The sequence below is a fragment of the Candidatus Pantoea floridensis genome, assembly GCF_900215435.1.
GTDB lineage: Bacteria > Pseudomonadota > Gammaproteobacteria > Enterobacterales > Enterobacteriaceae > Pantoea > Pantoea floridensis.
On record NZ_OCMY01000001.1, the window covers coordinates 542,065 to 562,879 of the forward strand.

Genomic DNA, 20,815 nt, shown 5'->3' on the forward strand with positions numbered 1-20,815 from the left:
CCACTAGCGATAATAAAAACTTATTTTATGAACAAACTAGTAAATACCGCGCATTTCAGGTTCACTGTACAATTACCGCAATTATTCCGGAGTTGAATAGCAAAAATGGAAAGTAAAGTTTCCCAGTCCGGAAACAATGCAAATAATCGTAGTGATAATGCGGTTCTGGCACTGAGTAATATCGATTTAAAATTGCTGCGCGTATTTAAATGCGTGGTGGAAGCCGGCGGATTAACCGCTGCCAGTCACGAATTGAATATTGGTCTGGCGGCCATCAGTAAACAGGTTTCCGATTTAGAGATACGTCTCGGCATGACGTTGTGCAGCCGCGGGCGCGAAGGCTTTGAGCTGACGCAATACGGCATTAACGTGTATCAAGCCACGCTAGAGCTGTTCGTGTCGCTGAATCTGTTTCGTGAGCGGCTGCACAATAGCCGCAACGAACTGCTGGGCGATATTGCCATTTGCGTCGTCGATAACACCATTTCCGATGCGCAATCCCCGGTCACCGCGGCGGTGCAACAGCTGCACCAGAAAGCGCCAAAGGTACAAATCCGCCTGCAAACCGCGCAATTAGATGATATTGAGCGCGGCATCAGCGAAGGTCGTTTTCATTGTGGCATTGCCCCGGTTTATGAAATGAAAAGCGACTTTGATTACTTCCCGCTTTATAAGGAATATTCAAAATTATATTGCTCCATGTCACATCCTTTATATTCAGGATCACATGATAAAAATATATCGCTGGAAACATTACGTGAGCAGAAGATTATTAATCATTTATATGTGACCCCGCGTGACGATCGTCGCATCATTCCTTTGCAGGAGAGCGGTGCGCAAGCGGTACAGGTTGAATCGGTGGCAATGCTGATTTTAACCGGCCATTTTATTGGTTATTTACCCGAGCATTATGCCGCCGCGTTTATTGCGCGCGGTCAATTGTGCGAACTGGGCGATGAGTCGATTCGCCGCGAAAACCCGTTTTGTTTGATCATGAAAAAGGGCCGCAAAATAAATCCGATTATCCGTTTGTTTATGCAGGCGCTGGGGATTGCTGAGGCGGATGCGGCGCACTGAGTTGGTGCATTTTGGGATTGTGCGGCCTGATGCCCTCACCCCGGCCCTCTCCCACAGGGAGAGGGAGATGCTGCCACATGCTCGCTCCGATCGGTTCCCTCGCCCGCTTGCGGGAGAGGGTTAGGGTGAGGGGAAAATCAGCGCAACACCTTATACATCACCGTAGTCGCATCCAGCACACCTTCGGTTGACTCCGCATAGAACGGAATCGATCCGGCAATGTGCCAATCCATCGACAAATACAATGTGGTTGCCACGTCACCGCTGCGGGTATCCAGCACCAGCAGGGTTTTCCCCTGCTGCGCTGCCAGCTGTTCCGCCTGCTGCATCAGGCGACGCGCAATGCCCTGACGTCGCGCGCGGGGATGCACCAGCAACTTGCTGATTTCAGCGCGATGACGCCCATTTGGCATCGCGCTGAAACCCACCAGCACCGTTGCCATAATCACACCCTGCTGATACGCCACCAGCAGCTGATTGTCGCCGCTCGCCAGGCTGAAGATTTTGTCCTGCCAGAAGCGCTCAATCGCCGAGCGATCGTGCGCATCAATAAAGCCCACGCTGGCGCCATCGGCCACGCACGCCTGTAATACATCACACAATGCCGCCAGCAGCGGCTGCGCCTGGGTGGCGCTTAACAGTTCGATATCATTCATGGTTTGCATACCACTAAAAAGTAGCGCGCACCGCCTTCGTGATGGGCTGCGAAGGTGGATTTGCCAGTGAGATGAAAGCGCAGGCAATCGCCCGCGTGTAGCGTCCAGCGCTGAGCATCCATGCTGATGGTAAGCTCGCCTGATTGCAGCCAGATATGCTGCTCCAGCCCCTGCACCGGCGGCGCGTCGTATTCAATGCGCGCACCGGGACGAAGCACGCCTTCCACCAGCTCCGCTTTAAAGTGGTTGGCGGGTGGCGATACGTTGCGGCGCTGGAAACCGCTGGCATCGTCATGCCATACCGGCTGTTGATCTGCTTTTAGCAGCAGCGCCGCCTCTTCTTCCACTTCACTTAGCAGGCGCGACATGGTCAATCCGTAGGCCACGCATAGCCGATTAAGCAAAGCGGCTGTGGGGCTAGTTTCGGCGCGTTCAATGCGCGACAATGATGCCCGACTGATGCCGGTCGCCATCGCTAATTCATCTAATGACCAACCGCGTTGTACACGTAATTCGGCCAGTCGCGACGCCAAACGGTCGTCGGTATCCGTCACAGACATGTTAACCTCTCACTTTTGGGAATTAAATCTCATATATGAGATAACACTACGAATCCGCCACACGGTCAAGTTGTACAACTAAAAAATCGTTGTACAACCCAGATTGGGGGGTTAAGGTGTTGTAATGCAGGTCAGAATTTTCGAGGGCACTATGGCCTTATACAGTATCGGGGATGTTGCCGAGCGCTGTGGAATCAACCCGGTAACGCTTCGCGCATGGCAGCGACGTTACGGTCTGTTAAAACCCCAGCGCACCGAAGGTGGTCATCGGCAATTTGATGATGAAGATGTTCAGCGTATTGAAGAGATAAAACGCTGGATAGAGAGTGGCGTGCCTGTTGGCAAGGTAAAAGCGTTGCTGGAAGGCGAAACCGTTAATGCACATGACGGCTGGAGCGCCCTGCAGGAAGAGTTGATGAGCGTGTTGCGTCACGTTCGTCCGGCAAAACTGCGCGCGAAAATTGCCACCATCGGCCGGGAACATCCGGTTGATGCGCTGATCGATCACGTGTTCGTGCCGGTTCGTCAGCGCCTGGGCTTAGATCAAAACACCGCGCGCACAATGTGCAGCCTGCTTGATGGCGCCTTGATTGATTATGTGGCGTTTTGTTTGACAGGCGCACGCAAGAAAGCCGGAAAAGATGCGCTGATGATTGGCTGGGGCGTGGAAGATCGCACCCGTATCTGGCTGGAGGCCTGGCGCTTGTCGCAGCAGGGCTGGCGTATGGATGTGCTGGCAGAGCCGCTCGACATGCCGCGGCCTGAACTGTTCCCCGGACAAAACCTGTTTATCTGGACCGGTAAAAAGCCGACGCGTCGCCAGATTGAGCAGTTTGAACATTGGCAGGCACAAGGTTTTGCCATCCACCTGCACGATCCCGCGTAAGTAAAAATCGCACACACGGCCTTTGCCTAGCCAGGTGTGCGCGTTATCATGCCGCCCTCAATTTCTTTTTTCAGGTCCCGTTATGAACTGGAATAAACTGCTTGTCGGTTCTCTGTTTGCCATTATGGCAATTGGCGGCATGGGCGGCATGATGCTGGTCGGCTACAGCCTTATTGTGCATACCAACTAAGTTTGCGCTGCACGCGCTCTAGCAGGCGATCGCAAATCAACGCCAGCAGCGCCACCAGCAGCGCCCCCTGAATGACGTACGCGGTGTTAAAACCGCTCAGGCCAATAATCACCGGCGACCCCAGGCTCTCAGCTCCCACCGTGGAGGCGATGGTCGCGGTGCCGATGCTGATCATTACCGACGTCCGCACCCCCGCCATGATCACCGGCGCAGCCAGCGCCAGCTCAATCTGCCACAGACGTCGCCACGGCCCCATGCCAAGGGCCACGGCAATTTCGCGATTGCTGGCCGGAACGCTATCTAATCCCGCCAGCGTGCCCTGCAGGATCGGCAGCAGCGCGTAGAGAAATAGCGCCATGATCGCGGGCGTTGCGCCAAATCCCATCACCGGCACCGCAATCGCCAGCACCGCCACCGGTGGAAACGTCTGACCTGCCGCGGCCACCGTTTCCAGTAACGGACGAAATGCGCGCCCGGCATGACGAGTGGCAAACACCGCGCAGCCCACGCCCACCACCAATGCCAGCAGGCTGCCGCTCACCACCAGCGCCAGATGCGCCAGTGCCAGTCGCCAGAAACTCTCCTGCTGATAGAGTGGACGCTCAAGCTGGGGGAACCAGTGCGCAAACAGCGGACCGCTGTGCGGCAATCCCCACAGCAACAGCAGAAAGGCCGCCAGCAGCCAGTAGAGCGGATCGCGTAACAGGCGCATCAGCTCGCCTCCCGCTGGCGCAGCAGATCGCTAAAGTGCAGCACGCCAAGCGGCTGTTGCTGCTGATCAACCACCGGGAGTTTGTCGGTGCGGCGCGCAATAAACTGCGATAGCGCTTCACGCAGCGTCAGTGATGCCGCTATCGGCTCGGCATCAAGCCACTCGCCGCGTCGGGCGGCACTGCCTGCACGCCCCAATGCCAGCAAACGTACGCCCAACTCGCTGCGACCAAAGAATTCGCGGGCAAAGTCATTCACCGGCTGAGTCAGCAAATCAATCGGTCTGCCCTGCTGCACAATTTCACCACCGTCCATCAGCACCAATTGATCGGCCAGCGTGAGCGCTTCGTCAATGTCGTGCGTCACCAGCACCACGGTGCGGCCGGTCATTTTCTGGATGCGCAGCATCTCGTGTTGCAGCGCCAGACGATTGACCGGATCGAGCGCGCCGAACGGTTCGTCCATCAGCAGCAGTTCCGGATCGGCCGCCAGCGCACGCGCCACCCCCACGCGCTGCTGCTGTCCGCCTGAAAGCTGATGCGGCATGCGCGTTGCCAGATGGCTATCGAGATTGAGCAGCGCCAGCAGCTCCTCGACGCGTTGATTGATCTTCGCCTGCGGCCAGCCGAGCAGCGCCGGCACGGTGCCAATGTTCCGGGCGACGTTCCAGTGCGGGAACAGGCCTATCGACTGAATGGCGTAACCGATGCGGCGACGTAAGGCGCGTGCATCCATGCGCTCAATGGGTTCGCCGGCAAAGCGGATTTCCCCGCTATCGTGCTCCACCAGGCGGTTGATCATCTTCAGCGTGGTGGATTTACCGGAACCCGAGGTGCCAATCAACACGGTAAAACTGCCCTTCTCAATCTTTAGCGATAAGTTACGTATCGCCTCTTTTCCGGCGAATACTTTGCTCACCTGGTGAAATTCAATCATGACGTCTCTCCAGCAATGCCGACAGTAAACGCAGCAGCGCATCAAAAATCACCGCCAGCGCCACAACCGGAATCACGCCAAGCAGCACCAGATCCAGCGCGCTGCTGAGCAATCCCTGAAAAACAATGGCACCGAACCCGCCCGCGCCAATCAAAGCCGCCACCACCGCCAGGCCAACGGTTTGCACCACGACCACGCGCAAGCCAGAAAGCCACACCGGCAGCGCCAGCGGCAGCTCGGCGTGCCAGAACTGCTGCCACGCGCTCATGCCCATACCGCGTGCGGTTTCACGCACCTCCTGCGGCACCTGCTGCAAGCCGGCCACTACGCTGCGCACCAGCGGCAGCAGCGCATACAGCACCAGGGCAATCAGCGCCGGTGCAATGCCGATGCCGCTAATCCCCCAGCGCGCCAGCACGGGAAAGTGCGCCACCAAGCCCGCCAGCGGCGCAATCAGCAACCCAAACAGCGCCACCGATGGCACAGTCTGAATCAGATTAAGCACGCTGAAGGCGGCATTTTGCCAGCGCGGACGGCGAGCAATCGCCAGACCGAGCGGCAAACCGATGAGCACTGTTGGCAGCAGCGTGCCGCCAAGCAGCCACAAATGCTGAGTGAAGGCCGCGTCAAATACCGCCGTCCGGTTGGCGTACTCTTTCAGGAGAGAGAGTCGATCGAGATGACCGCTGAGCAGAAGCAGTAGCGGCAGCAGCCAGAGTTGCAGGTTGAGTACGATGCGCCACGGCGTACTGCGCGTGATCTGACGCACCGCTTCCGCCGCCAGCAGCAGTGACAGCGCAGCCGCGCACCATAGGCCGCTGCCAAACGCGGTGCGCGCCAGCGGACTGCCGCTGTTGGCCAGCTCGGTGGCCTGATTTCCCGCCAGCCAGAAGAGCAGCGCCAGCAGGATTTCGGCATCCAGCAGCACCATCACCGCGCTAAGGCGGCGTGCGGGCCACCATAATCCCTGCCACAGCCACAGTAGCGGCAGCAATACCAGCCAGCTGTTCGACACCTGCCAAAACAGCAGCGGCTGGCCGGAAACCAGCCGATTGGCCGCAAAGCTCAGAAGCGGCAAGGCAAATAGCGCCAGCGTGATAAGCGTGGTTAACACCAGCAGCACCGGCTGCTGGCGTGGTCTGAGTAACAGCGACAGCACTGCTTACAACAACTTATTCTGCTGTAGCCACTGTTTCGCCACCTGGCTGGCATCCTGGCCATCGACAGCAATCTGCGCATTCAGCTGCTGCAGGGTTTTCTCATCCAGCTTGCTGAATACCGGCTGCAGCCAGTTGCCAATGTCGGGATATTGCTTGAGGACGCTTTCGCGAATCACCGGCGCAGGCGCATAAATTGGCTGCACGCCTTTCGGATCGCTGAGGGTTTGCAGGCCCAGCGCCGCCACCGGACCGTCGGTGCCGTACGCCATCGCCGCATTCACGCCCGAGGTTTGCTGTGCAGCGGCTTTGATGGTCACCGCAGTGTCGCCACCGGCCAGCGACAGCAGTTGCGACTGCTCCAGCTTGAAGTTGTAGGCTTTTTCAAATGCTGGCAGCGCATCGCTGCGTTCGATAAATTCCGCCGAGGCCGCCAGTTTGAAGGTGCCGCCTTTTTTCAGATAGGCGCTCAAATCGTCGAGTGAATTGAGGTTATTCTTCTGCGCCACGTCGCCGCGCACCGCAATCGTCCAGGTGTTGTTCGCGGGCGCAGGAGCCAGCCACACGAGGTGATTTTTCTCGCTATCGAGTTTTTTCACCTTCTCATAGCCCTGCTGGGCGTTTTTCCACGCAGCGTCTTTCTCATCGTTGAAGAAGAACGCACCGTTGCCGGTATACTCCGGATAGATATCCAGCTCACCAGCCGTAATGGCGCCGCGCACCACCTGAGTGGTCCCCAGCTGAATTTTATTGACGGTTTTCACCCCATGCTTATCCAGCACTTGCAGGATGATGTTGCCCAGCAGCGAGCCTTCGGTATCAATCTTGGAACCGACTTTTACCGGGTCCGCTGCCTGTGCCGCACTTACGCTCAACGCCAGTGCCATCATCCCCAATAACCCCTGCTTTATCATTGTGCTTCCCTCATTTGTTTTCATTGTGTGACTATCAAGCGTAGCCTGGCGAAAGCGGATGGGTGCGGTCAAGCGCTGCATTTCGTTCTTTTTCTGCTATCAATAGCGCGCTGGTTATAACCCAAACGCAGCACTTATAACCAAATGGAATTTTTAATGGCGTGGCGGCGGCTTATTCTCACAGTCCCACTCATTACAATAAATTACATAACATCATGTCCGACTTAGCTTCTCCCGCGCATGTCGCGCAGGCAGGGAATACACCAGGCGGTGAGACGAAATGGATCCGCAGCGCGGCCGACGTCTCTGGTTTGGTCAATAACAGCAACGAATCGCGTAGCAATGCGCGTATCGTTATCGCCATTGCGCTGGGCGGCGTGTTCCTCGACGCCTACGATCTTGGCGCACTCGCCTTTGGCATCAAAGACGTGACGCGCGAGTTCCAGCTCACGCCAGCGGGCACCGGCATGGTGGCCTCGGCGATCACATTTGGCGCGATAGTCGGTGCCTTGATCGGCGGCTATCTCACCGACAAAATTGGCCGCTATCGCGTGTTTATGGCCGACATGTTCTTCTTCGTGGTGGCGGCGTTAGCCTGTGCGTTTGCACCTAACGAATACGTATTGGCCGCTGCGCGCTTCGTGATGGGCCTGGGCGTCGGTATCGATTTACCGGTAGCGATGGCGTTTCTGGCGGAGTTCTCCAAGCTTCGCGGACAAGGGAATAAAGCGGCCAGCATCGCGATGTGGTGCCCGACATGGTATGCGGCGATCAGTATTTCCTATTTGCTGGTACTGCTGCTGTATGCGTTGCTGCCGGCAACCCACACCGATTGGCTGTGGCGCTTGATCCTGGGTTTTGGCGCAGTGCCCGCGCTACTGATCATTGCCATTCGCAGCCGCTATATGAGTGAATCGCCGATTTGGGCCGCCAATCAGGGTAACCTGAAAGGTGCGGCGGAGATTCTGCGCAGCGCCTACAACATCAACGCGCAGGTGGCGGAGGATGCCGATTTAACGCCGCAGAAGGTGGTGCGTAAGGCCAGCTGGCGCAACTACGGCGCGCTGCTGCAGGGCGTTTATCGCCGTCGCACCCTGTTAGCGACCGTCACCTCTATCGCTTCTTCCTTTGCCTATAACGCGGTGGCGTTTGGCCTGCCGGTGATAATCTCCAGCTTTTTTGCCCAATCGATGCTGACCACCATTCTGGTGTCGCTGGCGCTGAATCTGCTGTTCGCTTTTGTTGGCGGTCTGTTGGCGGTGCGGCTGGTGCCGCGGCTTGGCGCGTGGAAAATGTCGGTTGCCGGTTATGCCTGCCAGTGCATAGCGCTGCTGGGCCTGGCGCTGATTGGTCGTCCAGAAGGTGGCGAACAGGCCGCGGTGGCGATTGCCATGCTGGCGCTGTTCTTGTTTGGCCAGGGCTTTGGTCCCGGCTCGCATACGATGACCTTTGCCTCGCTGAGCTATCCCGCTTCGCTGCGGGGCGTTGGCGTGGGTTTCAATCAGACGCTGATGCGCGGGAGTTCAACCGTGTCGCTGTTTGCTTTCCCGCTGCTGGTCGCCGCCTTTGGCACCGGCGTGTTCTGGGTGATTTTCCTCGCCCCGCTGATTGGCTTACTGGCGCTGCTGGCGATTCGCTGGGAGCCGTCGGGTTACGACGTGGATGCGGAAGATTTTCAGTGATTGATTAACAGAGGTCGCCATTAATGGCGACCTTACATCACGTCGCAGAGTCGCCATTAATGGCGACCTTACATCACGTCGCATAGTCGCCATCAATGGCGACCTTGCATCACGTCGTAGGGTCGCCATTGATGGCGACCTCCAGCATTATGCGGTCAGGCGGAAATCGCCGAGCGTATTGGGGATGCGCGGGAAGGTGTGCAGGAACCACGGCGTGAACTGCTCGGGATTCTCTGCCATCTCCTGCTGAATTTGCGCAATCGAACGATAGCACCATGCATCGGCTTCATCCGGATTGAGTTCCGGTTGCTCATCGCTGATGGCAAAAAACACGTGACCATACTCATGCTCAGTTAAGCCGTTGCTGAGCGGCAAGTTATAGCTCAACTCAAACACCGGCGTCAGCGCCAGGTTCATGCCCATCTCTTCACGCAGACGGCGTTCGGCGGCATCGCGCGTCGATTCCTGCGGATAAGGATGGCTGCAGCAGGTGTTACTCCATAATCCACCGCAGTGATATTTACCGCTGGCCCGGCGTTGTAACAGCACTTCATGGCGCGAATTGAACACGTAAACCGTTACCGCACGATGCAGCAATCCTTTCTCATGCACTTCCAGCTTTTCCATCTGGCCGATAGGACGATCGAGGTGGTCAACGAGAATAACTTCAATGGCGGACATGACAACTCCTTCGGAAAATTCGCAGCTATTGTACACAACCGCCAAAAGTTTGATGGAGGAAATAGCGCACATTCCGTGCGTTAACGGGGGCAACGTAAAGCGTAGCAGCCTGCGGGCGTTTCAGCATAAAAAGGCGGAAAAAGGCGTTAACAGAGGAGATATGGGCAGAGTGTGAGCGGATCGCCATTCATGGCGTAATATCAATCAGTTAAGCACGGTACCAAATCACCGCACATGCCGTAGCGGCGCGATTTATCGCGCAATGAATTGCGCCGCTACGGCATATGCGCTTGTTAAGAAGGTTTTTCATCTGTTAACTGCCCAACATTATGCCATAAATGGCGACCCTACAATTGTTGGGTGCGCATCCATGCGCACCGTTTGGCACAGGATTAAAGTTTAAAGCTCTGCACCACCAGCTCCAGCTGTACGCTCTGCTGCTCCATCGCCTGAGCGGCGGCTGAAACCTGCTCAACCAGCGCGGCGTTCTGCTGGGTGCTGCCATCCAGCTGAGTAATCGCCACGTTGACCTGATCGATCCCCATGCTCTGCTCGCGGCTCGCCGACATGATCTCACTCATCAACGTGGTAACGCTGCTAACCCCCTGCATCAGCTCATCCATGGTTTGCCCGGCCTGCTGCACCAGATCGCTGCCGGTATCGATATTGGCCACCGACTCCTCAATCAGCTTCTTAATTTCACGTGCGGAGTTGGCCGAACGCTGCGCCAGATTACGCACCTCCGATGCCACCACGGCAAATCCACGGCCCTGCTCGCCCGCTCGCGCCGCTTCTACCGCGGCGTTGAGCGCCAGGATATTGGTCTGGAAGGCGATACTATCAATGACGCTGATGATATCGACCACTTTACGTGAGGATTGGTTGATCGCGCCCATGGTCGTGACCACCTGACGCACCACTTCGGTACCGCGCGCCGCCACCTGTGACGCACCATCCGCCAGCTGATTGGCATGAGTGGCGTTGTCGGCGTTCTGGCGCACCGTGCCGGTGAGCTCTTCCATCGACGCGGCGGTTTCGACAATAGAGCTGGCCTGAGATTCGGTTCGCGCCGAGAGATCGGCGTTGCCGCTGGCGATTTCACGTGAAGCCGCAGTAATCGCCAGCGCGCTATCCCCCACCTGGCGCATCAGCCCTTGCAGATAGGAGATGAACTGGTTAAAGCTTTGCGCCACCGCGTTAAATTCCGGGCTGTTGCTGGCCGGCAGACGCTGCGTCAGATCGGCACCGCCGGTTGAAAGCGTTTCAATGTTGCGATGCAGCAAGGCAAGACGCGTCATCATCGCCCGCACAAAACCGAGCAGCACCAGCAGCAGGATCACCGCCAGCGGAATCTGCACCAGGCCGAGGCGCGTTAACATGCTGTGCGTCTGCGCATCCAGCAAACTGGAGGGCACATCGCTGGCGAGATACCACGGACTACCGGCAATCGCCTGCAGGAACAGCGTGTGTTCGCCATCTTCACCGGCAAACGTGGTTTGCGTCGGCTGGCTACCCGCCTGTGCTAACAGACCTTTCAGCGCCGCCGCCATCGGCAGCTGCGTATCGGCAAGGTTTTCCAGCTTCGGCGCGCCATCCACCAGCGCGGCGTTGCCAACCACTTTGCCGTCGGCTTCAACAATTAGCACGCGCCCTTTAATCGCTTCACCCATCTGTTTTGCCAGCTGGTTAAAGAAGCCGAGCGTCACGTCAATTGTCGCTACGCCCCATGCGTTGCCATCGCGATAGATCGCCATCGCGCAGTTAGTACGCGGCTGCGGGCTGGCCGCATCCTGATAGGCTTTCGCCCAGGCACACTGTCCTTTCGGCGCAGCTAAACCGTCTTTGTACCAGGATTGCTCCCAGTATTTGTCGGCGGCATCCGAGTTCCAGTAGGTATTGACCTGCAGCTGGTTACTGGCGTTACGCGCGAAGAACGAGCTGTTTTTCTCTTTGGCGGGATCGCGGCGGTTGGGCAACGGCCAGATGCCGCCGCCAAACACGTTGCTATCCTGATACTGGTTAACTAAGGCGGGCAGCAAGGTGTCGATGGCAGCGCTATCCATCACGCCTGCGGCTTCGGTGATAGCACGCTGCTGCGCTTGTACGCGGTTCATCTGCTCTACGATGCGTCCGGCCAGGCCATCCACTTCGTAACGCACTAAACGGCTCTCGTTTTGCGTGAGCTGCGGTGCGATAAACTGATTGATCACCAGCACGGTAACCAGCATCAGCACCGCAAAAAAGGCGACCAGCGTCGCGGTGAAACGGGATTGTGTCGTTTTTAACATGTTGTGTGCCCTTACCCTGGTTGGCGAGTTGCCTGATCGAGGTTAACGGCGTGTTAATGAGGATCTTGAGGTGAGCGAGATCACAAAGAAGTGAAATAGTTGATTTGAGTGATAATTTAAAATTGTAGGGTCGGCATGTATGCCGACCTGGTTTACGGTGCAGGCGGCGCTACCACTTCCTGGCGCGGGCGAAACACGTGATTGTTGCCTTCCGTCAGCAAACGCTGTAACAGCTGCTGGCCACCGCGATCGTCCGCCTGGGCAAACTGGCGTTCGGCTTCGGTAACCGGCGTTGACCACAGCAGATTCACCCGGTCGCCCTCGCGTTTCGGCAGACGAAACTGGGCGGTTTCCGGCGCTAAATCATTGGCTAGCAGGAAGCTTTCAAAACCCACTGGCGCGACTTCTGACGCCAGCGTATGCCCTTCACCAATCCAGGTGAGGCGCGCCCACGGTAAATGTGCAAATTCCGCCAGCGCGCTGGCCATCTGCACCGCATTGGCTTCGGTCATCACTTCGCCGTCCACCGCCATCGCCAGCTCAACGCGACGATACTGCGGTGCCAGCTCATCAAATAGATGATCCACCTGCGGCATCGGCCGGATACTCATGCCGAGGGTCACGAAGTACCAAACGCCATGATGCAGGTGCTGCGAAATGGCCATCGGTGGCCAGCTGCCCTGATCGATGGCGTAATATTTTACCGACTCGCCAAACTGCGCCTGATAGCACTGCATCAGTTCGCGCTGCACCCGATCCCATAGATGGCCATCGTGCCAGTCGCGCCAGAAGTGGCGCTGCTGTTCGGCACGCGCGTAGTAATCATTGGTGGAGGCGGAGCCGAGCGGCGCGGTGAGGCGGTTCTCTTTGATGCAGGCCGCGGAGAAACTGACCTGCTTGTCCTGATAGAGGCTCCAGCCGGGGATCACCGCCAGCAGCTGGCCGTAATACCACAGTGCCGCCCCGTCATCACTGGGTTCCCACAGAATCTGCAATCCGGCCGGATCGAGCATCGGCTCGGCTTCCAGCGTACGGCAATATTCGGCACTCAGCAGCGGCGCAATGCCCTGCTCCATCGCTTCACGATCCTCCTGCGCTGGCGCAGGCAGTAGATTACGTAGCCAGCAGCCGCGCACCGCATACTGGCTGCGAAACAGATCGTTCGGCCAGATATAAAAATAGGCCGTGCGCGCATCCTGCTCGACGATCGCGGTTAATGTGTGTTGCTGATTCGGCACCTCAGCAATCAGAGGTTGGTGGGTCATAGCGCCTCGATATTACCTGGAGGAATCCATTTTCCCCGAGAATAGAGCAGGATCGGCACTCGCGCCATGTGACACAAGGGTAAAACTCTCAAAGTGCATGCGCACCCTTGATGCTCAGCGCCCCATGCGCTGCATAGCGCGTGAGTAAGCGCCGCGCTGAATTGACCAGCGCAGCAACCCGCCAATCACCGCCATTTCTTTATCCACCAGCCATTGATGCGCTGGCCCAATCGGCCGCTGGATCTGCTGCTGCGCCCACGGCGGCAGCAATCCCATACCGGCTGTTAGCATCACGCGCATGGCGGGTTTCGCCTGCCAGCTTGGCGCAGGTGCGTTGATTAATAGCTGCAACACTTCCCGCGTTCGTTCATCGTAAATCAGCGCCGGGCGCATCATGTGTAAATAGTCCTCTACCGCCTGCACGCTTTTCGGCACCTGCTGAGCGCCAAGCGCTTCCGCAACGCGTGCCGCCTCCTGGTAATAACGATTCTGCTCGGCCTGGCTGAGCTGGGGATTTTTATAGCGCAGATGCGCCGCCAAAAAGCGGCTGGTTTCCGCCACGTGTACCCAGGTGAGCAGATGCGGATCGCTAGCGGCATAAGGCTTGCCCGCGTTATCGCAGCCGGTGACGCGCAGATGAATACGTTTGACGCGTTCGATGAGGGTTTGGGCATCAGCGGTGTTGCCGAAAGTGGTGACGGCGATAAATTGGCTGGTGCGGCGCAAACGCCCCATCATGTCCTGACGGAAGTTGGAGTGATCCCATACGCCGGCCAGTGCAGCCGGATGCAGCATTTGCAGCATTAAAGCGCTGATGCCGCCGCACAGCATCGAGGCAAAGTCACCATGCACGCGCCAGATGACGTGGTCTGGGCCAAATAATCCCGGATCGCCGGGTGGCTGCGAGATATCAAATTCGTTGAGGGATAAGCCGTTGAGGCGGAAGACTTGCTGTTGGATGCGGTCGCGGATGTTCATTGAATTATGTGCTCGTTAACCCGGTCGGCATGAATGCCGACCCTACAAAATCAGTGAAGCATAACACGTAGGGTCAGCATTCATGCTGACCGGGCCAAAGAGCGCAACAACCTTACTTAGAGATAATCAAACTGCGCATCTTGCGTACGCACCGAATCCAGGCCAATCATCACGTTGATTTTGCCTGGCTCCGCCACCTGCTGCATCTTCTGATTCCAGAACTTCAGCGCATCAACATCGATCTTAAACTTCACCGTCTGCGATTCGCCGGCTTTCAGCATAATGCGCTGGAAACCACGCAGCTCCTGCACCGGGCGACTGATGCTGGCGACCGGATCGTTGAGATACAGCTGCACCACGGTAGCACCATCGCGTTTACCGGTGTTGGTCACGGTAACTGACGCCTCCACCGAGCCATTACGCGGCATGGTACGCGATGACATCTTCACCGGCGATACGCTAAAGGTGGTGTAGCTCAGGCCATAGCCAAACGGATAAAGCGGGCCGTTGATGGCGTCGTAATAGTGCGACGTATACTTGTTCGGCTTGGCGAAGTTGTAAGGACGCCCGGTTGGCAGATGGTTGTAATAAATCGGGATCTGTCCCACTGAACGCGGGAAGGAAACCGGCAGTTTGCCCGACGGGTTGTAGTCACCAAACAGCACATCGGCAATAGCGTTACCGCCTTCGGTGCCGCTGAACCAGGTTTCCAGCATCGCATCAGCCTGTTTATCTTCATTCACCACCGTCAACGGACGGCCGTTCATCAGCACGATCACCAGCGGTTTGCCGGTGGCTTTCAGCGCCGCCAGCAATTTTTGCTGGCTTGGTGGGATCACTAAATCGCTACGGCTTGAGGCTTCATGCGCCATGCCCTGCGCTTCGCCGACGGCAGCCACCACCACATCGGCTTTTTTCGCCTGTGCTACCGCTTCGTCAATCAGCGCCTGCGGCGAACGTTGATCCACGCTCACCGCCTGCTCGTACAGATTGAGGAAATCCTGAATGCCTTTGTTGTCAGTGATGTTTGCGCCCTTGGCATACAGCACGGTGCCTTTGCCCGCCATCGCATTACGCATGCCCTGCAGCAGCGGAATCGATTGTTTGGCGACGCCCGCCGCTGACCAGCTGCCCATGATGTCGCGTTGACTGTCTGCCAGCGGCCCCACTAACGCCACGGTGGCGTCCTTCTTCAGAGGCAACGTTTCATGCCAGTTCTTTAACAGCACAATACTTTTACGCGCCACATCACGCGCTTCGGCGCGATGCAAACGGCTTTCGGCGTTAGTATCCTGCGGATCGCTGCCTTTCGGCCCTAAATGGCTATAAGGATCGTTAAACAGCCCCATGTCATATTTGACGTTCAGCACATGACGCGCGGCATCATCAACTTCCGCCATGCTCACCGCGCCGCTTTTCACCAGGCCCGGCAGATATTTGCTGTAGTACTCGTCGCTCATGCTCATATCGACGCCCGATTTCACGGCGATGCGTACCGCGTCCTGCGGATCGCTGGCCACACCATGTTTCAGCAGCTCTTTGATCGCGCCGTGATCGCTAATGGTAATGCCTTTAAACTTCCAGTCACCGCGCAGCAGATCTTTCAGCAACCAGCTATCGGCCGTAGCCGGGGTGCCGTTGATCGAGTTAAGCGCCACCATCACGCCGCCGCTGCCCGCATCAAGCGAGGCTTTGTACGGCGGCAGATAATCCTGGAACATGCGCTGCGGGCTCATGTCGACGGTGTTGTAATCACGCCCGCCTTCCACCGCACCGTAAAGCGCAAAGTGCTTTACGCTGGTCATGATATTGAAGCGATCCGCCGGGCTTTTGCCCTGCATGGCCTTCACCATGGTGCCGCCCATTTGTGACGTCAGGAAGGTGTCTTCACCGAAACCTTCCGAAACGCGACCCCAGCGCGGTTCGCGTGATACATCCACCATCGGTGCCCACGTCATGTTCAGGCCGTCATCCGCCGCTTCATAGGCCGATATGCGCCCGACTTCCGCCACCGCATCCAGATCCCAGCTGGCCGCCAGGCCAAGCGGAATCGGGAAGATGGTGCGCTGACCGTGCACCACGTCATAGGCAAAGAACAGCGGGATTTTCAGGCGGCTGAGCTGCATCACCTGATCCTGCATGGCGCGAATATCCTGTCGCGTTACGGTATTAAAAATGGCCCCGACCTGACCGTGTTGAATCATGTCGCGAACCGCCGTTTTCGGTGTATCCGGTCCGACGCTAATCAAACGCATCTGCCCGATTTTTTCATCAAGGGTCATTTTGCTAAGCAGCTGATTAACAAAGGCGTCGCGCGCCTGCTCGGTCATGGCATGTGGGCCAAACAAATCGTCTGCAAACGCAGGTTGCATGGCTAAGGAAACAGCGAGGCTAACAGAGTAAATCCATTTCATCAGGTCGGGCTCTCTTAAGTGACTGCGCAATATCGAAATAACCGGGGCAGTTTGCCACAAGATGAGGATAGCAGGTAGCTGCCGATGTCACACCGCGACCCTACCGCAGACGCGTGCTACAGTAGAAGCGCCATGTTAAAGACAAGGATAGGCCAATGAATAACAACACTTCGCACCCTACTCTGCTCGCCGAACTGCGTCGTCTGGTGGGTTCGTCACACCTGTTAACCGATGCAGAACAGACCGCGCGCTACCGCAAAGGTTTTCGCTCGGGCGAAGGCGACGCGCTGGCGGTGATTTTTCCCGGCTCGCTGCTGGAGTTATGGCGTGCGTTGCAAGCGCTGGTTAGCGCCGATGCCATTATTTTAATGCAGGCCGCCAATACCGGTCTGACGGAAGGTTCCACGCCGCACGGTAATGATTACGATCGTCCGGTGGTCATCATCAGCACCTTGCGGCTGGATAAGTTGCATCTGATCGATGACGGCAAACAGATCCTCGCCTTCCCTGGCAGCACGCTGTATCAGTTGGAAAAAGTGCTGAAACCGTTAGGACGTGAGCCGCATTCTGTTATCGGTTCCTCCTGTATCGGCGCATCGGTAATGGGCGGAATCTGTAATAACTCAGGCGGTTCGTTGATCAAACGCGGTCCGGCCTACAGTGAAATGGCCCTGTACGCGCAGATTGATGCCAGCGGCAAACTCAAGCTGGTAAACCATCTTGGCATCGATCTTGGCCATTCGCCGGAGGAGATGTTGGGGCGTTTGGATGACGATCGCTGGCAGCAGAACGATGTGCGTTGGGATGAGCGCCACGCCTCCGATCATGAATATGCCGAGCGCGTGCGCGATATCACTGCCGACACCCCGGCGCGCTTTAATGCCGATGAGCGCCGCCTGTTCGAAGCGTCTGGCTGCGCGGGCAAGCTGGCAGTATTTGCCGTGCGTCTCGACACCTTCCCTACCGAACCGCAGCAGCAGGTATTTTATATCGGCACCAACGATCCGGCTGAGCTGGGCGATATTCGCCGTCATATTCTGGCAGAATTTACGCATCTGCCGGTGGCGGGTGAATATATGCACCGCGACATTTTCGATATCGCTGAGGTGTATGGCAAAGATACCTTCGTGATGATCGACAAGCTCGGCACCGATAAAATGCCGCTGTTTTTTACCCTTAAGGGCCGCGTTGATGCCTGGCTGAGCAAGCTGAGTTGGGTAAAACCGCATCTTACCGATCGCCTGTTGCAGCGCGTCAGCGGCTGGTTACCGGCGCATCTGCCCAAACGTCTTAAGCAGTATCGCGACAAATATGAACACCATCTGATGCTGAAGATGTCCGGCGACGGCGTTGCTGAAGCGCAGGCGTATCTGACCGAATATTTCCGCGAAGGCGGCGGCGCCTTCTTCGCCTGCGATGCCAAAGAGGGCGCGCACGCGTTCCTGCATCGCTTTGCCGCTGCCGGTGCGGCTGTGCGCTATCACGCGGTGCATGCTGACGAAGTGGAAGATATTCTGGCGTTGGATATTGCGCTGCGCCGTAACGATGAGGAGTGGTTTGAGCGCCTGCCCGCCGAGTTTGATAAGGATCTCAGCCACCGCCTCTATTACGGCCACTTCTTCTGCCATGTGTTCCATCAGGATTACATCGTCAGAAAGGGCGTCGATGCGCATGCGTTGAAAGAGAAGATGCTGGCGATTTTAGCCGAGCGCGGCGCGGAGTATCCGGCTGAGCATAACGTTGGACATCTGTATCAGGCGAAACCGCAGCTGCAGGCGTTTTATCGTCAGCTGGATCCTACTAATAGTTTCAATCCGGGAATTGGTAAAACCAGCAAGCACAAGGGTTGGGCGGTAAAAATCTAAGTGCGGTTGTTAAAAAAGTGGCCATCAATGGCCACCTTACATGTAGGGTCGGCATTCATGCCGACCTGGTCACATGACGCGCTGAAATTAAGGCAGTTGCTCGCCCTGCTGCTCTTGCGCGGCCGCCGGAAGCGCGCGGCGTTCAATGATCATGGTTTGCGGCGTGGAAAGCACAATACCCTCCTTGCGCAGACGCGTGAGAATATCAAACAGCAAATCACTCTTGGCACCGGAAATCTGGCGCTGGCTGGCAACGTTGCCGGTGACGCTCAACACGATCCCCGCTGGCGTTAAATCTTTGAACGAAACGGACGGCTCAGGCGTTTCCAGGATGCGCTCGTTCTCCTGATACACTTCCAGCAGAATTTCCCGCACCCGCACCGGATCAATATCCAATGGGAACGTCAGCAGAATGGTCACCACGCCCTGCGCGTTACCCATGGTGGCGTTACGCACGTTTTGCGAGATCAGCTGGGAGTTCGGCACAATCACCGTGGATTTATCGCTGAGCTGAATTTCCGTGGCACGCACGTTGATACGACGAATATCGCCCTCGATGCCGCTGATGCTCACCAAATCGCCCACCTTCACCGGACGCTCGGTCAACAAAATCAGACCGGAGATGAAGTTCTTCACAATCTCCTGCAAGCCGAAACCGATGCCGACCGATAAGGCGCTGACGATCCACGCCAGCTTGTTCCACTGCAAGCCCATAATCGACAGCGTCAGCAGAATAACCAGCACGTAACCAATGTTGCTGAACAGCGTCACCAGCGACACGCGCATGCCGACATCCATGGTGGTTTTTGGCAGGAAGTCTTTATCCAGCCAGCGACGCACCGAGCGCAGCACATAAATGCCCACTACCAGGCAGAGAATCGCGTTAACCATGTGCGCCGGCACAATGTTCAGCGACTCCATTCCTTTGCCGCCCCAGAACTCAATCACCTTCTGAATCAGCTCTATCGGCGTTGAGGAGGCGAAGGTGCCGTTGAGCAGCGCCAGCGCGAGGATAGCAATCAGCAAGGTTTTACCCAACGCGCTCAGCAGCGTAGCCGCCTGTTGCAAGTGGCGCTCATCAATATTGAGTGAGCTTTGCAGCCGCTTGCCCGTTGCATTGCTGGTGGAGAACAGACTTTCACAGCCGTCCTGTACCAGATGGCTGAGGAAGTAGAACGAGCCAAACAGAATGCCGCACCAAATCACCTCGTAGCTGAGGAAGCGTGCCAGCGTAACGTAGCCAATGATCAGAGAGATCAGGATCGCCAGCGCCGTAAGCATCAACGCCAGCTGTACTAAGCCAACTAGAGTGGAGCGTGCTTCAGGCTGGTGGCCGGCCTGCGCCATGCGACGACGCACGCGGTTCACGCGCATGCTGATAGCAAGGCCGGTGCAGCCAATCAGCAATGCGGTCAAGCCGTTTGCAAAAATCGTGGTATTGAGGCTGGTTCCCACGCTGTAGTTAAACGCCTCAACCGTCTGGAAAACAAACACCAGCGCCGCGGTAAAGGGCGGGAACGGTTTCAGCGCCTGCGCCACTTCATTGGAGATGGCAGGCAAACGCCAGCTGGGACGACGCGTAGACAAAAACGCCCGCCCCAATCCAGCAATTAAGCCGCAGTAGACGCTGAGCTGCACCAGGCGCTCAACAAAATCCTGCACGTCGCCAGAGACCTCATCGCGGCGCGTAAAGGCCAGCGCAAGGAAGTTGAAGGTGAGCACAACGGCCGCAAGTGTGGTCAAGGCTATCGCGGCCGCCAGGAAGCTACGACGTAAACGCCCTTCCGGCATTTTGTTAATGCTCACCCACGCCAGAAACTCTTCGCCGTAGCGACGGCCGAGCGTCATCACCAGCATCGCGGCGACCAGCCAACCGATGGTGCCAAAGCGCCAGCCCGATTCCCACGATAGCGCGGCGGTGTCTTGTAGTTCATCGCGAAAATCACTGATTTTCTCGGCGTCGAGATCCTGGCTGCTGAAGATCGGTGACCAGAAACGCGGGCCGAAAATACTGCCCGAGTTCAGTGCCAGCTGGCTTTTTAACTGGTCACGACGCAGGTTAACGATCTGCGATGACAGCACCAGCGCACCGTTTTTGATGCCATCGGCCTGCTTGATTTGGTCGTCTAGCTTACCTTTTTGGTTCTCCAGCGCCGCACGCTTGCGCGTCACCTCCGGCGTCTCTTTCACGCCGCTGTCGGCTTTGGGCGCCGGACCGAGTACCGCCAGCTGTGCATCCAGCTGCTGACGCTGCGGAATGAGTGCCTGACCAAGGGTTTCGGCATTCCCCGAAAGCTCCAGCGCCATCTCATTGAGCTGGTTGAGCTGGCTTTCGTTGGTATCGCCCGAGACCTGGCCTTTAATTTTATCGAGGATTTTCTGCATTTTAGGCAGCTCGACCAAGGCGTTAACTTTGGGGGCAGCGTCCTCTTGCTGATTCGCGGCCGCGCTGTCGTCTGCAAAACTCAGCGCCGGGGTTAACAGCACCAGCAGCAGTAAAAATGGCGTAAGTAAGGAACGGAACTTGAACATGTTTAATAAGATTCCAGCGTAAT

At 57.1% G+C, this 20,815-nt stretch carries 17 protein-coding genes; 5 read left to right on the top strand and 12 right to left on the bottom strand.

Annotation, left to right across the window (positions count from 1 at the left end; translation table 11 throughout):
• The first annotated feature begins 105 nt into the window (after positions 1-105).
• The gene (locus tag CRO19_RS02605; RefSeq protein WP_097094476.1) at positions 106-1,077 is read left to right on the top strand and encodes a LysR family transcriptional regulator; all 972 of its coding nucleotides are present in this window, start codon (positions 106-108) and stop codon (positions 1,075-1,077) included.
• A 137-nt stretch (positions 1,078-1,214) separates the two neighbouring features.
• Here CRO19_RS02605 and CRO19_RS02610 read toward each other — a convergent pair whose 3' ends face one another.
• Positions 1,215-1,733 (bottom strand): GNAT family N-acetyltransferase, encoded by a 519-nt coding sequence (locus tag CRO19_RS02610; RefSeq protein WP_097097565.1) that lies wholly within the window; start codon positions 1,731-1,733, stop codon positions 1,215-1,217.
• Entirely contained in the window at positions 1,730-2,293 is a 564-nt protein-coding gene (locus tag CRO19_RS02615; RefSeq protein ID WP_097094477.1) for a helix-turn-helix domain-containing protein, read from the bottom strand. The genes CRO19_RS02610 and CRO19_RS02615 overlap by 4 nt, the downstream gene beginning before the upstream one ends.
• A 151-nt stretch (positions 2,294-2,444) precedes the next feature.
• On the opposite strand from CRO19_RS02615, the gene CRO19_RS02620 reads away from it, so the two are divergent.
• Both CRO19_RS02620 and CRO19_RS26560 read left to right on the top strand, forming a co-directional pair.
• Complete coding sequence (locus CRO19_RS02620) at positions 2,445-3,179, top strand: MerR family transcriptional regulator (RefSeq protein ID WP_097097566.1); 735 nt, start codon at positions 2,445-2,447, stop codon at positions 3,177-3,179.
• 82 nt (positions 3,180-3,261) lie between these two features.
• The gene (locus CRO19_RS26560) at positions 3,262-3,369 is read left to right on the top strand and encodes a YohO family small membrane protein (protein ID WP_494940189.1); all 108 of its coding nucleotides are present in this window, start codon (positions 3,262-3,264) and stop codon (positions 3,367-3,369) included.
• Here the strand turns inward: CRO19_RS26560 and CRO19_RS02625 are convergent.
• Genes CRO19_RS02625 through osmF form a run of 4 tightly spaced genes read right to left on the bottom strand, consistent with a single transcriptional unit; the run spans position 3,350 to position 7,087 of the window.
• Entirely contained in the window at positions 3,350-4,081 is a 732-nt protein-coding gene (locus tag CRO19_RS02625) for an ABC transporter permease (RefSeq protein ID WP_097094478.1), read from the bottom strand. The genes CRO19_RS26560 and CRO19_RS02625 overlap by 20 nt on opposite strands.
• Positions 4,081-5,016, bottom strand: a complete 936-nt coding sequence (locus CRO19_RS02630) for an ABC transporter ATP-binding protein (RefSeq protein ID WP_097094479.1) — start codon at positions 5,014-5,016, stop codon at positions 4,081-4,083. Before CRO19_RS02630 ends, CRO19_RS02625 begins: the two co-directional genes overlap by 1 nt.
• Positions 5,009-6,175: an ABC transporter permease gene (locus CRO19_RS02635; protein WP_097094480.1), complete on the bottom strand. Its 1,167-nt coding sequence runs from the start codon at positions 6,173-6,175 to the stop codon at positions 5,009-5,011. Before CRO19_RS02635 ends, CRO19_RS02630 begins: the two co-directional genes overlap by 8 nt.
• Before the next feature lie 3 nt (positions 6,176-6,178).
• Positions 6,179-7,087: a glycine betaine ABC transporter substrate-binding protein OsmF gene (gene osmF, locus CRO19_RS02640; protein ID WP_097094481.1), complete on the bottom strand. Its 909-nt coding sequence runs from the start codon at positions 7,085-7,087 to the stop codon at positions 6,179-6,181.
• A 215-nt stretch (positions 7,088-7,302) separates the two neighbouring features.
• Between osmF and CRO19_RS02645 the strand changes: the two genes are divergently transcribed.
• The gene (locus CRO19_RS02645) at positions 7,303-8,769 is read left to right on the top strand and encodes an MFS transporter (protein WP_097097567.1); all 1,467 of its coding nucleotides are present in this window, start codon (positions 7,303-7,305) and stop codon (positions 8,767-8,769) included.
• Positions 8,770-8,916: 147 nt separating this feature from the next.
• Here the strand turns inward: CRO19_RS02645 and idi are convergent, their stop codons facing one another.
• The 5 genes from idi to bglX all read right to left on the bottom strand — a co-directional run bounded on the left by idi (position 8,917) and on the right by bglX (position 16,395).
• The gene (idi, locus tag CRO19_RS02650; protein WP_097094482.1) at positions 8,917-9,450 is read right to left on the bottom strand and encodes an isopentenyl-diphosphate Delta-isomerase; all 534 of its coding nucleotides are present in this window, start codon (positions 9,448-9,450) and stop codon (positions 8,917-8,919) included.
• Positions 9,451-9,842: 392 nt separating this feature from the next.
• Positions 9,843-11,738 carry a methyl-accepting chemotaxis protein gene (locus CRO19_RS02655; RefSeq protein ID WP_097094483.1) on the bottom strand — a complete coding sequence of 632 codons (1,896 nt, stop codon included), beginning with the start codon at positions 11,736-11,738 and terminating at the stop codon, positions 9,843-9,845.
• Between the two features lie 152 nt (positions 11,739-11,890).
• Positions 11,891-13,003 carry a suppressor of fused domain protein gene (locus tag CRO19_RS02660; protein ID WP_097094484.1) on the bottom strand — a complete coding sequence of 371 codons (1,113 nt, stop codon included), beginning with the start codon at positions 13,001-13,003 and terminating at the stop codon, positions 11,891-11,893.
• Between the two features lie 114 nt (positions 13,004-13,117).
• Positions 13,118-13,981 (bottom strand): oxygenase MpaB family protein, encoded by an 864-nt coding sequence (locus tag CRO19_RS02665; RefSeq protein ID WP_097094485.1) that lies wholly within the window; start codon positions 13,979-13,981, stop codon positions 13,118-13,120.
• Positions 13,982-14,097: 116 nt separating this feature from the next.
• The gene (bglX, locus tag CRO19_RS02670) at positions 14,098-16,395 is read right to left on the bottom strand and encodes a beta-glucosidase BglX (RefSeq protein ID WP_097094486.1); all 2,298 of its coding nucleotides are present in this window, start codon (positions 16,393-16,395) and stop codon (positions 14,098-14,100) included.
• Between the two features lie 155 nt (positions 16,396-16,550).
• On the opposite strand from bglX, the gene dld reads away from it, so the two are divergent.
• Positions 16,551-18,260, top strand: coding sequence for a D-lactate dehydrogenase (gene dld / locus CRO19_RS02675; protein WP_097094487.1), 1,710 nt, complete (start codon positions 16,551-16,553; stop codon positions 18,258-18,260).
• An 87-nt stretch (positions 18,261-18,347) separates the two neighbouring features.
• On the opposite strand, the gene CRO19_RS02680 is transcribed toward dld, so the two are convergent.
• The gene (locus CRO19_RS02680; RefSeq protein WP_097094488.1) at positions 18,348-20,792 is read right to left on the bottom strand and encodes a DUF3772 domain-containing protein; all 2,445 of its coding nucleotides are present in this window, start codon (positions 20,790-20,792) and stop codon (positions 18,348-18,350) included.
• Positions 20,793-20,815 lie beyond the last annotated feature (23 nt).

Bases quoted from the DNA above. Each gene is read 5' to 3' on its own strand.
- CRO19_RS02680 (WP_097094488.1), bottom strand. From the start codon at position 20,792: ATGTTCAAGTTCCGTTCCTTACTTACGCCATTTTTACTGCTGCTGGTG.
- CRO19_RS26560 (WP_494940189.1), top strand. From the start codon at position 3,262: ATGAACTGGAATAAACTGCTTGTCGGTTCTCTGTTTGCCATTATGGCA.
- CRO19_RS02610 (WP_097097565.1), bottom strand. From the start codon at position 1,733: ATGAATGATATCGAACTGTTAAGCGCCACCCAGGCGCAGCCGCTGCTG.
- CRO19_RS02665 (WP_097094485.1), bottom strand. From the start codon at position 13,981: ATGAACATCCGCGACCGCATCCAACAGCAAGTCTTCCGCCTCAACGGC.
- CRO19_RS02630 (WP_097094479.1), bottom strand. From the start codon at position 5,016: ATGATTGAATTTCACCAGGTGAGCAAAGTATTCGCCGGAAAAGAGGCG.
- CRO19_RS02660 (WP_097094484.1), bottom strand. From the start codon at position 13,003: ATGACCCACCAACCTCTGATTGCTGAGGTGCCGAATCAGCAACACACA.
- CRO19_RS02625 (WP_097094478.1), bottom strand. From the start codon at position 4,081: ATGCGCCTGTTACGCGATCCGCTCTACTGGCTGCTGGCGGCCTTTCTG.
- CRO19_RS02620 (WP_097097566.1), top strand. From the start codon at position 2,445: ATGGCCTTATACAGTATCGGGGATGTTGCCGAGCGCTGTGGAATCAAC.
- osmF (WP_097094481.1), bottom strand. From the start codon at position 7,087: ATGATAAAGCAGGGGTTATTGGGGATGATGGCACTGGCGTTGAGCGTA.
- bglX (WP_097094486.1), bottom strand. From the start codon at position 16,395: ATGAAATGGATTTACTCTGTTAGCCTCGCTGTTTCCTTAGCCATGCAA.
- dld (WP_097094487.1), top strand. From the start codon at position 16,551: ATGAATAACAACACTTCGCACCCTACTCTGCTCGCCGAACTGCGTCGT.
- CRO19_RS02605 (WP_097094476.1), top strand. From the start codon at position 106: ATGGAAAGTAAAGTTTCCCAGTCCGGAAACAATGCAAATAATCGTAGT.
- idi (WP_097094482.1), bottom strand. From the start codon at position 9,450: ATGTCCGCCATTGAAGTTATTCTCGTTGACCACCTCGATCGTCCTATC.
- CRO19_RS02645 (WP_097097567.1), top strand. From the start codon at position 7,303: ATGTCCGACTTAGCTTCTCCCGCGCATGTCGCGCAGGCAGGGAATACA.
- CRO19_RS02655 (WP_097094483.1), bottom strand. From the start codon at position 11,738: ATGTTAAAAACGACACAATCCCGTTTCACCGCGACGCTGGTCGCCTTT.
- CRO19_RS02615 (WP_097094477.1), bottom strand. From the start codon at position 2,293: ATGTCTGTGACGGATACCGACGACCGTTTGGCGTCGCGACTGGCCGAA.